Below are 14,928 nucleotides of genomic sequence, written 5' to 3' on the forward strand. Positions count from 1 at the left end.
GTCAGCAGGGGCAGCAGCCCCCCCAGCAGCAGGCCACCCAGCCCGAAGACGCTGAAGCTGATGGCGGTGGCGATGCCACGCCACAGGCGCCCGAGGGGGGAGGATAGCTGCGGCTCAAGCGCATGGCGACGGCACTGGCATGCTCGGGATAGTCGCCGTGGTGCTGGAAGGCCTCTGGCGCGGCGATATCGGAGAACAGCACGATGACTTCCTCCCGCTCCCCCAGATAGCCGAGCGCTTCGCTCATCAGTGCATCGAACTCGTCACCGCAGGCGGCGAGCGCCTCGAGCGGCTGATGGGACTGACGCGTGATCGAGTACATGCCAAGGATGGCGTTGTGCACCGAGAGCGAGAAGCGTGCGGGTGACAAGGCCTCCTGCGGCTGGGTGGCCGAGTCGAGCAGGGCAAGTATCTTGCTGGTGTCGCCATGTCGGGAGGCGTGGATGATCGGCAGATCGCCCTCAGGGTCGAGGGTGAACAGCAGCTTGCAGCATGCCTGCCCGACCGGACTCAGTCGGCGGCGCAGCATCGCCGGTACCTGTTCGGCACGCGGGGAGGAGGTGATGTCGGTGCGACCGTCGTGGGTCGTGCGTGTCGCACTCGCCTGCCAGGCTCGCCAATCAGTCAGACGCATGAGGTTCCTGTCCGTGAACGCATCGTTGCCATATTGGAGCCTCAGTGTACCGCAGGGGAAACGGCCAGCCCAAGCCTTGATGCGCCGTCTGCAGGTGACGGAGTGGCTGCCGGTGGTCCGGGTGCTCGGCCTGCTGCTGTGCGTGGTGGCGGTGATGATGCTGGTGCCGCTGCTGCTGTTGCTGGAAGAGGGCGATGCGGATGCGTGGGCCTTCGCGATATCGCTGGGCATCACGCTGGGGTCGGCTCTGGTGATGCTGCTGGTCTCGCACCAGGTGGAGCTGCAGCTCAAGCCCCGCGCGATGTTCGTGCTGACGACCCTGAGCTGGGTGCTGGTGTCAGCCTACTCGAGCCTGCCCTTGATCTTCGGCGCGACCCACCTGGGCGTCACCGATGCCGTCTTCGAGTCGGTCTCGGCGATCACCACCACCGGCTCGACCGTGCTGACCCACATCGAAGGACTGTCGGATGGCCTGAAGCTGTGGCGTGGCCTGATGCAGTGGGTGGGGGGGATCGGCATCATCGTGATGGCCATCGCGATCCTGCCGTTCCTGAAGGTGGGTGGCATGCGTCTGTTCCAGACCGAATCCTCGGACTGGTCCGACAAGGTGCTGCCACGTGCCGGGGGTGTCGCCAAGGCGATCGGGCTGGTCTATGTGGGGCTGACGCTGCTGGCGATCCTGAGCTACTGGCTGGGGGGCATGCTGCCGCTGGATGCCGTGGTGCATGGCATGACCTCGCTGGCCACGGGCGGGTTCGCCAACTACGACAGCTCGATGGGCATCTATTCCGATCGCCCGCATCTGCTGTGGATGGCTTCCGCCTTCATGCTGCTGGGGGCGCTGCCCTTCGTGCTGTTCATCCGCGCCTGGCAGGACAGTGCCGGGGTGATGTGGTGCGACGCCCAGGTGCGCGGCTTCCTGCGTTTGCTGGGCTGGGTGATCGCGGCGCTGACGCTCTATCGCGTCGTGCTGGGGGAGGATCTCTTCACGGCGCTGACCCAGGTGACCTTCAACGTCATGTCGGTGGTGACCACCACGGGCTATGCCAGCGATGACTACAGTGCCTGGGGGCCCTTCGCGGTGGTGGCCTTCTTCTATCTGACCTTCGTCGGGGGCTGCAGCGGCTCCACCAGCGGGGGCATGAAGATCTTCCGCCTGCAGATCGGCCTGATCATGCTCGGCAATCACCTGCGCTCGCTGATCCATGCCAACGGGATCTTCTCCCAGCGCTACAACGGGCGCGCCCTGCCGGATGAAGTGGTGCGCGCGGTCATCGCCTTCTCGTTCTTCTTCTTCATCACCATCGGCGGGCTGGCACTGGCGCTGTCATTGATCGGGCTGGATCTGGTGACCGCCGTGACCGGTGCCGTGACCGCCGTCACCAACGTCGGCCCCGGGCTTGGGGACATCATCGGCCCGGCCGGCAACTTCGCACCGCTGCCTGACAGCGCCAAATGGCTGCTGTGCATCGGCATGCTGATGGGGCGCCTCGAGATCCTGACCGTGCTGGTGCTGTTCTCGCCCAGCTTCTGGCGCAAGTAGGCGCTCGCTCGGTGGCGGTGGCCTCGGCGGCGTCCAGCTTCTCGTCGAGATCGATGGACAGGCCTTCACGATTGAGGATCGGGTTGGCGTACTGCACCAGCCACCAGTCCCTGAGCTCACTCGGCACGCCGGCGAGACGATTCTCGAACACGGCGCGCTCGGCACCACTGATGGCGGAGACATCCAGCGCGGCGGCCAGGCGTGGCTCGTCACGCAGCTGCGGACGGCTGGCAGCCAGTTTCTCGAGGGCCAGCTGGTGGCTCGGGTAGAGGGTGTAGTGCTGGAGTACCTGACGGTCGACTTCGGCGACCACGTCGTCCGGAGTGGCGAAATCACCCTTGAGCGGCTCGCCGAACACCAGCTTGACGCGCCCCTTGTGACCGCTGATGCCGGCGGCGATCGACTGGATGTCCTCGTACTGCACCTTCTCGTAGCGCCCTTCATTGGCGATGGCCGCCAGCTCGCGCGCCTTCTGCAGATCGCAGGGGTCGAATTCGTAGCTGATGGACACCGGCACGATGTTGAGCTCGCTGACGCTCTCGCTGAAGGGGCGTGTCTTGTCGGCGGTGCGGGCCGCCATGGTCAGCATCTTGATGATGGCGCTTTCGGTGCCGTCACGGCCATCCTTGGCACGCCCTTCCCGCTGGGCCAGCCAGATGGAGTGCCGATCGTGGATCAAGGAGTGACGAATATAGCCCGACAGTGACTGGTAGGCCGCCAGCATCGCGCGCTTGCCCTTGGCGGAGCGCGGCACGATGAAGCTCTTGTTGAGGCGCATCAGGTCGGTGACGAAGGGCTTCTGCAGCAGGTTGTCGCCGATGGCGATGCGCACCGTGTCGCGGCCGTGACGATAGAGCGCGTAGTTGACGAAGGCCGGGTCCAGCGAGATGTCGCGATGGTTGGACAGGAACAGATACGGCGTGTCTTCCGACAGCCGCTCGAGTCCCACCGTCTCGAAACTGGTGGTGGTGGTATGGATCATGCGCGCCATGTAGCTGGCGATGCGGGTCTGGAAACTGGCCACGTCCTTCACGCCCATCATCTCGCGCTTGATGGCCAGGCGAGCGATCTGGCGCGCCAGCCACGGGAAGCGCTGGGTCAGTCCCGGCAGGCGGAAGCGAGTCAGGGTGTCGAGCAGTTCGCGGTCCTGCTCGAGGCGCACCAGTACCTCACTTACCTCGTGATCGTGGTAGGGGCGAATCCTGGCGAACGGGTCCTGTTCGTCAGGCGTGGCAGGCTTGGGCGTTGCTGTGTCAGTCATCGACGCACGTCATCCGGATTGTCATTCTTGAGAAGAGAAGAAAGGGGGTGGCGCTCAGCTTCCCGGCTGAGCTTCGCCGCCCAGCCAGGCGGTCATCTGCTCGATCACGCCGGAGAGCACCTGGGCCATCAGCGCGAAGTCGGTCTCCAGTCGCAGGATGGGGTCTTCACCATCCTCCTGGGCATTGGCTTCATCGATGACGGCATCGGCGAACTTGAGGCTCTTGAGCGCCATGTCCTCGCCGAGGATCAACGCCACGCGGCCCTCGACTTCTAGTGCCAGCTTGCTGACCACGCGGCCCAGAGTGAGCGCCGTCTGGATTTCCTCGCCGTCGAGGTCGAACTGACGGGCACGCAGCACGCCATCCTCGCCGCCCGGCGCCTTGAGCTCGACCTGATCACCGACGATGAGGTCATCCGGACGCGAGGCCACGTCCTTCAGCCAGGTGGTCATCACCTGGGAGGGCGGCTGGGCGACGGCCAGCGGCGTGACCTTGAGCGAGCCCAGCGTCTGGCGCAGCAGGTCGAGGACTTCCTCGGCACGCTTGGCGTTCGAGGCATTGATGGCGATCAGCCCGCGACGGCTGTCCCACCACAGGTCAGTGCGCGAGGAGCGCGTGAAGGCGCGTGGCAGCAGCTCCTCGTAGATCTGCTCCTTGAGGGTCAGCTTCTCGCGGCGACGCAGCGGACGACCTTCCGCCGTCTCGCGCTCGGCGACTCGCTCCTCGAGTTCTTCCTTGACCACGGCAGTGGGCAGGACACGTTCCTGACGCAGTGCGCTGATCAGATAATGGCCCTGGATCTCGTGGACCAGCATGTCGCTGTTGCGACCGCCCGGTGCCACCCAGCCGATACGCTTGGCTTCGACGCCGGTGACCGGGCGGAAGACATGCTCCGGCAGGGCGTCGGCGAGACGACCCTCTTCCAGCGGTGCGCTATCGTGCAGGCGATACAGTTGCAGGTTCTTGAACCACATGCGACCAGTCCTTGAGTCCGGTGAACGGGGGCTGCCCGTCTGAATGGCGCATATTATGGCGAAACTCATGCGGCGGGTCATCCGCCGTGGACGTGACCCTGCGTCACACTGCGGTTGCCGACCATCGCGCGCGAGCGCAAAGACATACTGTGTGCACGCTGTGGCGCTAGTCTGAGATCGACCTGGCGGTGCACGGTCTGGCGGTTTGCGGTATCGCCCGACAGATATCGCCCGACAGTATCGCCCAGATGCCCAGATATCGACCCGCAGGCATAGACCATCAGATTTGAGACGCGGAGGGCGGCAGAGTGATCGACGACGGTGTTATGAAGACTGCTGTGGGGACTGCTGAGGAGACGGTTGTGGCGGCTTTTGTGAAGAGCAGAGCGTCGGGCGCGAGCGCGCTGAAACGGGCACGGCCACTGACGCTGGCGGCGCTGACCCTGCTGCTGTTCGGCTGCAGCGGGGAGGATGACGCGCACGACAGGGCGGCCAGACCGGCAACGTCAGAGAGCTGGGAACGCCCCGGCGGCGGTTGGACTGGATCCTCAGATATTTGCCGCGGGCGCGATCGTCGGTGAGGTCGAGACCGTCGACTGCACCTTGAGCGGCGGCACGCAGACGACCTGCTATCAGTTCCGCGTGGCCGGTGCGCCCGCGGACCCGGAAACCTCGCCGGAGGGGCCTTTCTGCCCGCCCAATATCCATTCCGGTGAGGAGGAAGGCGGCACCTGGATGGATGGCGAGGGCACCCTCTATCAGGTGGACGGCGAGTTCATCAAGAATCTGGCCACTCTCTATCAGGACAAGGAGTGGCAGATGTACGACGTCAACACGGGCGAGATCACCGTGATCGATGGCGCGCGTGGCTGCGAGGTGGCGGGGAACCCGAACCCCATCGAAGGCTTCGACAACTTCTGTCTCGAGTGTCCGCTGGAGGAACTGGGCGGCGGCATCGAGAAGACTGTCGTGATCCCCAAGGTGCCGGTACCGGCCGCCGAGCCGACCTCGCTGGCCGGCCGCGCCAACACCGGCGTGGCGCTCAATGGCGTGCTGTTCGGCCCGCCGGCACCGCTGGAGCTGATCCTGAGCTCTCACACCCTGGGGGTGCTCGATGATTGTGGCGCGCATGCCAATCCGCATGAGGGCTATCACTATCACACCGCCACCGGCTGCTCCGAGATCGGCATTCAGGAGGATGGCCATTCGCCGATGATCGGCTATGCGCTGGATGGCTATGCCATCTATGCCAGAGAGGACAAGGACGGCAATGTTCCCGCTGGGCTGGATGACTGTGGCGGCGAGACGGACCCGGTGCGTGGCTATCACTATCACGCCTCCGCGCCGGGGGTTAACCAGATCTTCGGCTGTTTCATGGGCGAGAAGGGGCACTTCCTCGACGAGGAGGGAGGCGAGAGGCCGCCGCAGGACCCGCCCGGCGAGTAGCCGCTGGTGGCGTGCAGGGCGGGCGCCATCATTCAACCAAGCGTTTGTTTTTCTGCTCGTGCCCGGCCTAAGATCTGATGACGAGGGCCCGCCGATGAGACCGCCGGCACTTTCAGTCGCACGACACTGACGGTGCGAGGTTATCACCTGGATGGCTATGGGCACGTCAACAACGCCCGGTATCTGGAGTTCTACGAAGAAGGGCGCTGGGAGTTCATGCTCGCGCATCTGGACCTGGCGGACCTCAAGCGCGAGGGCATCGCGATGGTGGCGGTCAATGTCAATCTGGACTGGCATTATCCGGCCACCGTGCATGATGAGCTGGTGATCACCACGCGACTCGCTCGGGTCGGGCGGCGCAAGATGATCATGCATCAGGAGATCCATCTGGGCGAGACGCGCATGGGCGAGGTGCATCCGCGCTCCGGCGCACTGGTCTCCCGCGCGGATTTCACCTTCGTGCTGATGAATACCCAGACCGGACGGGCCATGCCGCTGGAGGGAGAAATCGGCACGCTGCTGGTATCATTGAGGGGCGCGGCAGTGGGCCGCGTGCCCTTGAGGCCGTACTACCGTACTGACATCCGTTTGCGGGCTCGTGTGAGCTGCTAGGTGAGCGCGCAAGTGATATAATCCCGCCACTTCGGTGCCGCGGAGCTGGCACCCCGTGTCCGCTTCACGCCACTGCCGCGCTGCAGTAGCGACCGAGTCGCTGCCGCAGTGGCGCCAACAGTTGAGTTCAAGGATTTGACGAATCATGGGTGAGATCGCCAGAGAGATACTGCCAGTCAACATCGAGGACGAGCTCAAACAGTCGTATCTCGATTACGCGATGAGCGTCATCATCGGGCGTGCCTTGCCGGATGTCCGCGATGGCCTCAAACCGGTTCACCGTCGCGTGCTGTTCGCGATGCACGAACTGAACAATGACTGGAACAAGGCCTACAAGAAATCCGCCCGTGTCGTCGGCGATGTGATCGGTAAATACCACCCGCACGGTGACAGTGCGGTCTATGACACCATCGTCCGCATGGCCCAGCACTTCTCAATGCGTTATGTGCTGGTGGATGGTCAGGGCAACTTCGGTTCCATCGATGGCGACAGCGCCGCGGCGATGCGTTACACCGAGGTGCGCATGGCGCGCCTGGCGCACGAGCTGCTGGCCGACCTCGAGAAGGACACCGTCGACTGGGTCGACAACTATGACGGCACCGAGCGCATTCCTGCCGTGTTGCCGACCAAGACCCCGAACCTGCTGGTCAACGGCTCCTCCGGTATCGCCGTGGGCATGGCCACCAACATCCCGCCGCACAACATGGGCGAGGTCATCGATGGCTGTCTGGCGCTGATCGACAACGGCGACCTGACCATCGATGAACTGATGGAATACATCCCGGGGCCGGACTTCCCGACCGCGGGCATCATCAACGGCCGTGCCGGCATCCTCGATGCCTATCGCACCGGCCGTGGTCGCATCTATGTGCGTGCCGTGCACACCATCGAGCACCACGACAAGAGCGGTCGTGACCACATCATCATCACCGAGCTTCCCTACCAGGTGAACAAGGCGCGTCTGATCGAGAAGATCGCCGAACTGGTCAAGGACAAGAAGATCGAGGGCATCGCCGAGCTGCGTGACGAGTCCGACAAGGACGGTCTGCGCGTGGTCATCGAGACCAAGCGTGGCGAATCCGGTGAAGTGGTCGTCAACAACCTCTTCTCCCAGACCCAGCTCGAGACCGTGTTCGGCATCAACATGGTCGCGCTGCACGAAGGTCAACCGAAGATCCTGAATCTCAAGCAGATTCTGGAATCCTTCGTGCGTCACCGTCGTGAAGTCGTCACCCGTCGTACGCTGTTCGAACTCAAGAAGGCGCGCGAACGCGGCCACATTCTTGAAGGTCTGGCGGTGGCGATCTCGAACATCGATGAGGTGATCGAGCTGATCAAGGGCTCGCCGAGCGCGGCGGAAGCCAAGGAAAAGCTGATCGATCGTGAATGGCAGCCGGGTCAGGTGGTCGAGATGCTCGAGCGCGCCGGTGCCACTTCCTGCCGTCCGGAAGACCTGCCGGAAGGTCTGGGGCTGTCTGAAGATGCCAGGCATTATCGTCTGTCGCCGGCTCAGGCTCAGGCCATCCTCGAGCTGCGCCTGCATCGCCTGACCGGTCTCGAGACCGAGAAGCTGCTGGCCGAGTACTCCTCCATCCTCGAGCGCATCGCCGAGCTGATGGAGATCCTGTCCTCTGCCGATCGCCTGATGGAGGTCATCCGCGAAGAGCTGCGTGAAGTGCGCGCCCAGTACGCCGATGAGCGTCGCACCGAGATCATGACCAGCCGTCGCGACCTGACCATCGAAGACCTCATCAACGAGGAAGACATGGTGGTGACGGTCTCGCGCAGTGGCTATGCCAAGACGCAGCCGCTGTCTGACTACCAGGCCCAGAAGCGCGGTGGCCGTGGCAAGTCGGCGACCGCGATGAAGGACGAGGATGTCATCGAGCACCTGCTGGTCGCCTCGACCCATGACACCGTGCTGCTGTTCTCCAACAAGGGCAAGGTGTACTGGCTCAAGGTCTACGAGATGCCGCAGGCCTCGCGTGGTTCGCGTGGCAAGCCGCTGGTCAACCTGATTCCGCTGGCGGAAGGCGAGTGGGTGACCACCATCCTGCCGGTGCGTGATTACGCCGCCGACAGCTACATCTTCTTCGCCACGGCCAACGGCACGGTCAAGCGTACGGCGCTGAGCCAGTTCTCGCGTCCGCGCAGCGTCGGCCTGATCGCGCTGGACATCGAGGAAGGCGACCGTCTGATCGGCGCCGACATCACCTCCGGCTCCGACCACGTCATGCTGCTGTCGTCCAACGGCAAGGCGATCCGCTTCGAGGAGCAGAACGTGCGTGTCATGGGCCGTACCGCCCGTGGTGTGCGCGGCATGCGTCTGATCGGCGATGCTCAGGTCATCAGCCTGATCATCCCGCGCACCACGGCCATCGATGACAACGAGGCTGACCTCGATGATTCGCTGGATGTGACGGCGGATGGCGTGGAGAGTGCTGATGTGGCAGCCACTGATGTCGCGACGGATGAAGGCGTCGCGACCGGTGAGGTGCCGCAGTGCTACATCCTGACGGCCTCGGCCAATGGCTACGGCAAGCGTACGCGCCTGGAAGAGTTCCCGCTGCGTGGCCGCGGTGGCCAGGGCGTGATCGCGATGCAGACCAGCGAGCGCAACGGCGATCTGGTCAGCGCGGTTCAGGTCAGCGACAACGATGAACTGATGCTGATCACCGACCGCGGCACCCTGGTGCGGACCCGTGTAGCCGAGGTGTCCATCACCTCGCGCAACACTCAGGGCGTGACCCTGATCCGCACAGCGGAAGAGGAGCGACTGGTGACCACGGTGCGTGTCGACGAGCCGGAAGATGTCGTGGTCAGGAAGAAGGCAAGAAGGACGCGCTGAGCACCGATGAACAGGTGCAGGCGGGAGACGCTGCCGAGTCGACGGATACCCCGCCGACAGACGTGGAATAAGACGCTGGATTGCGACCGCCTTCGGGGCGGTCGCTTCACTTTCGGGAATTAAGACGACATGACACGCAAGTTCAATTTCTGCGCCGGTCCTGCTGCACTGCCGACCGCTGTCCTGGAACGCGCACGCGCCGAGATGCTGGATTATCAGGGCCGCGGACTGTCCGTCATGGAGATGAGTCATCGCTCCGACGACTTCGTGGCCATCGCCGAGAAGGCCGAGGCGGATCTGCGCGAACTGCTCGACATTCCGTCCCACTATCGCGTGCTGTTCATGCAGGGCGGCGCTTCCACCCAGTTCGCGGGGGTGCCTCTGAACCTGCTGGGTGAGGGTGGCAGCGCCAACTATCTCTATACCGGTATCTGGGGCAAGAAGGCGATCAAGGAAGCCGAGCATCTGGCCGTGGGCAGCCATGTGGCCGCCTCCAGCGAAAGCAATGGCCTGATTGCCGTGCCGCGTCAGAATGCGATCCAGCTCTCGGGTGATGTGGGCTATCTGCACTACACCGCCAACGAGACCATCGGCGGCCTCGAGTTCGACTACATTCCCGAGGTGGCAGCGGATGGCGTGCCGCTGGTGTGTGACATGTCGTCTTCCATCCTGTCGGGGCCGCTGGATGTCAGCCGTTTCGGTGTCATCTATGCCGGTGCCCAGAAGAACATCGGTCCGGCGGGTCTGACGCTGGTCATCGTGCGTGAAGATCTGCTCGAGCGTGCGCGCAAGGACTGCCCGACCATGCTGAACTGGAAGACGGCCGCCGAGGCGGGCTCCATGTTCAACACCCCGCCGACCTATGCCTGGTATCTCTCAGGCCTGGTGTTCGAGTGGCTGAAGGATGAGGTCGGGGGTCTCGATGCCATGAATGCGATCAATGATCGCAAGGCGCAGGCACTTTATGCGGCCATCGACGGCAACGACTTCTACTCCAATCCGATCGTCACCGAGAACCGTTCACGCATGAACGTGCCGTTCGTGCTGGCCGATGATCGTCTCGACAAGACCTTCCTTGCCGAGTCCGAGGCGGCGGGTCTGCTCAACCTGGCCGGTCACCGCAGTGTCGGTGGCATGCGTGCCAGTCTCTACAACGCCGTGCCGGAAGCTGCCGTCACTGCGCTGGTGGACTTCATGGGCGACTTCGCGCGTCGTCACGGCTAAGGGAGAGGTGAGATGACGGATTCCAAGCAGAATCCTGCGCCGCAGGTGGCTGCCAAGGCGGTCACGCTGGACGAGCTGCGTCAGCGCATCGATACCATCGACAGCGAGCTGCTGCGCCTGATCAGCGAGCGGGCGGGCTGTGCGCAGCAGGTGGCCGAGGTCAAGATGGCGGCCGGTGACGTGGGCGAGGATGGCCAGGTGCAGTTCTATCGTCCTGAGCGTGAAGCCCAGGTGTTGCGCCGTATCATGGCCGACAACCCCGGCCCGCTGAAGGGCGAGGAGATGGCGCGTCTGTTCCGCGAGATCATGTCCGCCTGTCTGGCGCTGGAGCAGCCGATTCGTCTGGCCTATCTCGGCCCGGAAGGCACCTTTACCCAGCAGGCCGCGCTCAAGCACTTCGGTGACAGCGCCGTGACCAAGCCGATGGCCGCCATCGACGAGGTGTTCCGCGAAGTGGAAGCCGGCGCGGTGCAGTACGGCGTGGTGCCGGTGGAAAACTCCACCGAGGGCGTCATCAATCACACGCTGGATTCGTTCATGGGCTCGCAGCTCAAGATCTCCGGCGAGGTGGTGCTGCGCATTCACCATCACCTGCTGGTGGGCCCGAATACGCGTCGCGAGAAGATCTCGCGCATCTATTCCCACGCCCAGTCGCTGGCCCAGTGCCGCAAGTGGCTGGATGCCCACTTCCCGCACGCCGAGCGCATCGCGGTGTCCTCGAATGCCGAGGCCGCGCGTCAGGTGCGCACCGAGTGGCACAGTGCGGCGATTGCCGGTGACATGGCGGCCAAGCTCTATGAGCTGGAGAAGGTCGAGGAGAAGATCGAGGACAGCCCGGACAACTCCACGCGTTTCCTGATCATCGGCGACAGCTCGGTGCCGGCGTCCGGTGATGACAAGACCTCCATCGTGGTGGCGATGCGCAACCAGCCGGGGGCGCTGCATGACCTGCTGGCACCGTTCCACCGCCACCAGATCGATCTGACCCGCGTCGAGACGCGGCCGTCGCGCTCGGGTGCCTGGAACTATGTCTTCTTCATCGACTTCCGTGGCCACCGTGATGATCCGCTCATCACGGAGACGCTGGAAGAGCTGCGTCAGTGCGCGGCGGACGTCAAGGTGCTCGGGTCCTACCCGGTCGGTGTGCTGTGAGCGAGTCGGAACAGGCAGTGACTGGCGCGGCGGCGGACATGCTGTCCTCGGGCGCGGAGCGGCTGGCCGGCGAGCGGCGTATCCTGCTGGTCGGGCTGGGGTTGATCGGTGGCTCGCTTGCCGCCGCATTGCGTGCGGCGGGTCATCGCGGCGAGATTCTCGCCTGTGATCGGGATTCCAACGAGATCTGCCTCGGTCAGCGCATGAAGCTGATCGATGGTGGCAGTACTCAGCTGGCTGGGCTGGTGCCCGGCGCCTCGCTGGTGGTGCTGTGCGTGCCGGTGATGGCGATGAAGGGCGTGATGGCGGAGATCGCACCGCTGCTGGACGATGATGCGGTGGTCACCGATGTCGGTAGTACCAAGGGCGCGATCCGCGACGCGGCGATCGGCGTGTTCGGTCACATGCCGCCGAATCTGGTGCTCGGGCATCCGATCGCCGGTTCCGAGAAGAGCGGGGTGGCGGCGTCGAATCCCGAGCTCTATCGCGATCACAAGGTGATTCTGACACCGGAACCGGACAGTGACCCCGAGGCCGTGGCACGCGTGGCCGCCATGTGGTCGGTGTGTGGTGCTCAGCTGCTGGACATGAGCGTGGCACGCCACGACGAGGTTCTGGCACGCACCAGCCATCTGCCGCATCTGCTGGCGTTCTCGCTGGTGGACAGCTTGGCGCGTCAGGATGAGCGCCTGGAGATCTTCCGCTACGCGGCGGGCGGTTTCCGCGACTTCACGCGTATCGCGGGCAGTGACCCGGTGATGTGGCGTGACGTCTATCTGGCCAACCGCGATGCGGTGCTGGAGGCGCTGGATGAATTCGAGGCCGGGGTAGCGCGAGTGCGTGCTGCCGTGACCGCGGGCGATGGCGAGGCGATGCTGGGGATATTCACCCGCGCCAGCCACGCTCGACACTACTTCAATACCCTATTGAAACAGACGAGTTATCAGACAATGGAACAGCAGAACGTGCGGTACCGTGCACTGCCGGGTGGGCAGGTTCAGGGGCGCATTCGTGTGCCGGGTGACAAGTCCATGTCACATCGCTCCATCATGCTGGGCGCGCTGGCGAACGGCGTGACCGAGGTCGAGGGCTTCCTCGAGGGTGAAGACAGCCTGGCCACGCTGCAGGCCTTCCGCGACATGGGCGTGGTCATCGAAGGCCCGCATCAGGGTCGTGTGACCATTCATGGCGTGGGCCTCAACGGCCTGAAGCAGCCGCCGGGCCCGCTGTATGTCGGCAACTCCGGCACCGCGATGCGTCTGTTCGCCGGCCTGCTGGCCGGTCAGGCCTTCGATACCGAGCTGACCGGTGATGCCTCGCTGACCAAGCGCCCGATGGACCGCGTCGCCAACCCGCTGCGCGAGATGGGCGCGGTGATCGATACCGCCGAGAATGGCCGTCCGCCGCTGCGTATCCACGGTGGTCAGCCGCTCAAGGGGATCCGCTACGAGATGCCGATGGCGTCCGCTCAGGTCAAGTCCTGCCTGCTGCTGGCCGGTCTCTACGCCGAAGGCGAGACCCGCGCCATCGAGCCGGCACCGACGCGTGACCACACCGAGCGCATGCTCAACGGCTTCGGCTACAAGGTCGAGCGTCAGGGCGCCGAGGCGTGGCTGACCGGTGGTGGCAGCCTCGAGGCCTGCCCGATCGACGTGCCGGCTGACATCTCCTCCGCGACCTTCTTCCTGGTCGCCGCGGCCATCACGCCGGGTGCCGATCTGGTGCTGGAGCACGTCGGCATCAACCCGACGCGCATCGGCGTGATCAACATCCTCAAGGCGATGGGTGCCGATCTGAGCATCTCCAACGAGCGTGAAGTCGGCGGTGAGCCGGTGGCGGACCTGCACATCCGCTATGCGCCGCTCAAGGGGATCGACATCCCGGAAGATCAGGTCCCGCTGGCCATCGACGAATTCCCGGCGCTGTTCATCGCGGCGGCCAATGCCGAGGGCATGACCCGCCTGCGTGGCGCCGAGGAGCTGCGCGTCAAGGAGTCCGACCGCATCCAGGTGATGGCGGACGGTCTGGCGCAGATCGGTGTCGAGCACGAAGTCGTCGCCGACGGTATCGACATCCGTGGCGGTGCCTACGGTGGCGGTCTGGTCGACAGTCACGGTGACCACCGTATCGCGATGGCCTTCAGCGTGGCGGCGCTGCGTGCGCAGGGCGAAATCCTGATCGATGATTGTGCCAATGTCGCGACCTCCTTCCCGAACTTCGTGGCGCTGGCCAGTGAAGTCGGCATGCAGGTCGAGAACCTCGGTGCCGTGGCACCCGGACAGGAGGCGTCATGAGTGGTGAAGCGACTCCGCATCACAGCCAGGTGAGCGATGAGCCGGTGCTGACCCTCGATGGCCCCGGCGGGGCCGGCAAGGGCACCATCAGCCGTCTGGTCGCGGCGAGCCTGGGCTGGCACCTGCTGGACTCCGGTGCGCTGTATCGTCTGACGGCTCTGGCCGCCGAGCGTCACGGTGTGGCCTTGGAGGACGAGTCCGCGGTGGCCACCATCGCCGAGCACCTCGATGTCCAGTTCGATGCCGAGGGGGATGCCACTCGCGTGATTCTCGAGGGTGAAGACGTCACGCGTGACATCCGTCTCGAGACGGTCGGCAACAACGCCTCCATCATCGCGGCCCAGCCGCGCGTGCGCACCGCACTGCTGGCACGTCAGCGTGCCTTCGCGCGTGCGCCGGGCCTGGTGGCCGACGGTCGCGACATGGGCACGGTGGTCTTCACCGAGGCGCCGCTCAAGATCTTCCTCACCGCCTCGGCCGAGGAACGTGCCCGCAGACGTCATGCCCAGTTGCAGGAAGCGGGTGTGGATGCTAATATTTCGAGCCTTTTGACAGAAATACAGGCGCGCGATGCACGCGACATGGGCCGGGCAGTCGCCCCGCTCAAGCCGGCAGATGACGGCGTGATCCTCGATACGACGGATCTCGACATCGAGCAGGTGGTCGAGCGCATCCAGCAGCTGCTGGTCGAGTATGGCCTGGTGGCGGAACGCTGAAACGTCAGGACAATCGATTGATAGCCTGCTGCTGCATCAAGGCCTTCGGGCCGGGCAGTGGCAGGCTTCGCTCGCTCTGCGAGCGGAGACGCAGGACAAGGCACGACCCAGATGACACTGCGGTGTCATCAACCCCCCGGCCAGGTGTCATGGGGTGCATCGGCGGCAAGCGGAAAGCCGGTGTATCTCGAACCAGCGTCAACGCCCCCGGGGATATGTAGAT

9 protein-coding genes and 2 pseudogenes are annotated in these 14,928 nt (G+C 64.5%); 8 read left to right on the plus strand and 3 right to left on the minus strand.

Translation table 11 applies throughout. From position 1 onward, the window contains the following. Window position 1: 1 nt before the first annotated feature. Window positions 2–634: a beta-ketoacyl synthase chain length factor gene (locus CU110_RS03705; protein WP_127734595.1), complete on the minus strand. Its 633-nt coding sequence runs from the start codon at window positions 632–634 to the stop codon at window positions 2–4. Window positions 635–713: 79 nt separating this feature from the next. Between CU110_RS03705 and CU110_RS03710 the strand changes: the two genes are divergently transcribed. Further along, window positions 714–2,177, plus strand: a complete 1,464-nt coding sequence (locus tag CU110_RS03710) for a TrkH family potassium uptake protein (RefSeq protein ID WP_127734597.1) — start codon at window positions 714–716, stop codon at window positions 2,175–2,177. Between the two features lie 52 nt (window positions 2,178–2,229). Here CU110_RS03710 and CU110_RS03715 read toward each other — a convergent pair. Beyond that, a pseudogene (locus tag CU110_RS03715) lies at window positions 2,230–3,438 on the minus strand (1-acyl-sn-glycerol-3-phosphate acyltransferase); the annotation flags it as partial. A gap of 54 nt (window positions 3,439–3,492) precedes the next feature. Continuing rightward, a complete protein-coding gene (locus CU110_RS03720; RefSeq protein ID WP_084208005.1) occupies window positions 3,493–4,413 on the minus strand; it encodes a recombination-associated protein RdgC in 921 nt (306 codons plus the stop codon). Window positions 4,414–5,016: 603 nt separating this feature from the next. Between CU110_RS03720 and CU110_RS03725 the strand changes: the two genes are divergently transcribed. From CU110_RS03725 to cmk, 7 genes and pseudogenes are all read left to right on the plus strand, one after another. Next, a complete protein-coding gene (locus CU110_RS03725; RefSeq protein WP_164850265.1) occupies window positions 5,017–5,859 on the plus strand; it encodes a YHYH protein in 843 nt (280 codons plus the stop codon). 120 nt (window positions 5,860–5,979) lie between these two features. Next, window positions 5,980–6,471: pseudogene (locus CU110_RS03730) on the plus strand (thioesterase family protein); the annotation flags it as partial. Window positions 6,472–6,616: 145 nt separating this feature from the next. Next, on the plus strand, window positions 6,617–9,319 hold the full coding sequence (gyrA, locus tag CU110_RS03735; RefSeq protein ID WP_127734602.1) for a DNA gyrase subunit A: 2,703 nt from the start codon (window positions 6,617–6,619) through the stop codon (window positions 9,317–9,319). A gap of 129 nt (window positions 9,320–9,448) precedes the next feature. Beyond that, the gene (serC, locus tag CU110_RS03740; protein ID WP_077375238.1) at window positions 9,449–10,543 is read left to right on the plus strand and encodes a 3-phosphoserine/phosphohydroxythreonine transaminase; all 1,095 of its coding nucleotides are present in this window, start codon (window positions 9,449–9,451) and stop codon (window positions 10,541–10,543) included. A gap of 45 nt (window positions 10,544–10,588) precedes the next feature. Then, the gene (gene pheA, locus CU110_RS03745) at window positions 10,589–11,695 is read left to right on the plus strand and encodes a prephenate dehydratase (RefSeq protein WP_077375694.1); all 1,107 of its coding nucleotides are present in this window, start codon (window positions 10,589–10,591) and stop codon (window positions 11,693–11,695) included. Window positions 11,696–11,733: 38 nt separating this feature from the next. After that, complete coding sequence (locus CU110_RS03750) at window positions 11,734–13,989, plus strand: bifunctional prephenate dehydrogenase/3-phosphoshikimate 1-carboxyvinyltransferase (RefSeq protein ID WP_127736691.1); 2,256 nt, start codon at window positions 11,734–11,736, stop codon at window positions 13,987–13,989. Continuing rightward, a complete protein-coding gene (gene cmk / locus CU110_RS03755; protein ID WP_084208009.1) occupies window positions 13,986–14,705 on the plus strand; it encodes a (d)CMP kinase in 720 nt (239 codons plus the stop codon). Before CU110_RS03750 ends, cmk begins: the two co-directional genes overlap by 4 nt. Window positions 14,706–14,928 lie beyond the last annotated feature (223 nt).

It is taken from the genome of Cobetia sp. ICG0124 (genome assembly GCF_004006355.1).
Classification (GTDB): Bacteria; Pseudomonadota; Gammaproteobacteria; order Pseudomonadales; family Halomonadaceae; genus Cobetia; species Cobetia marina.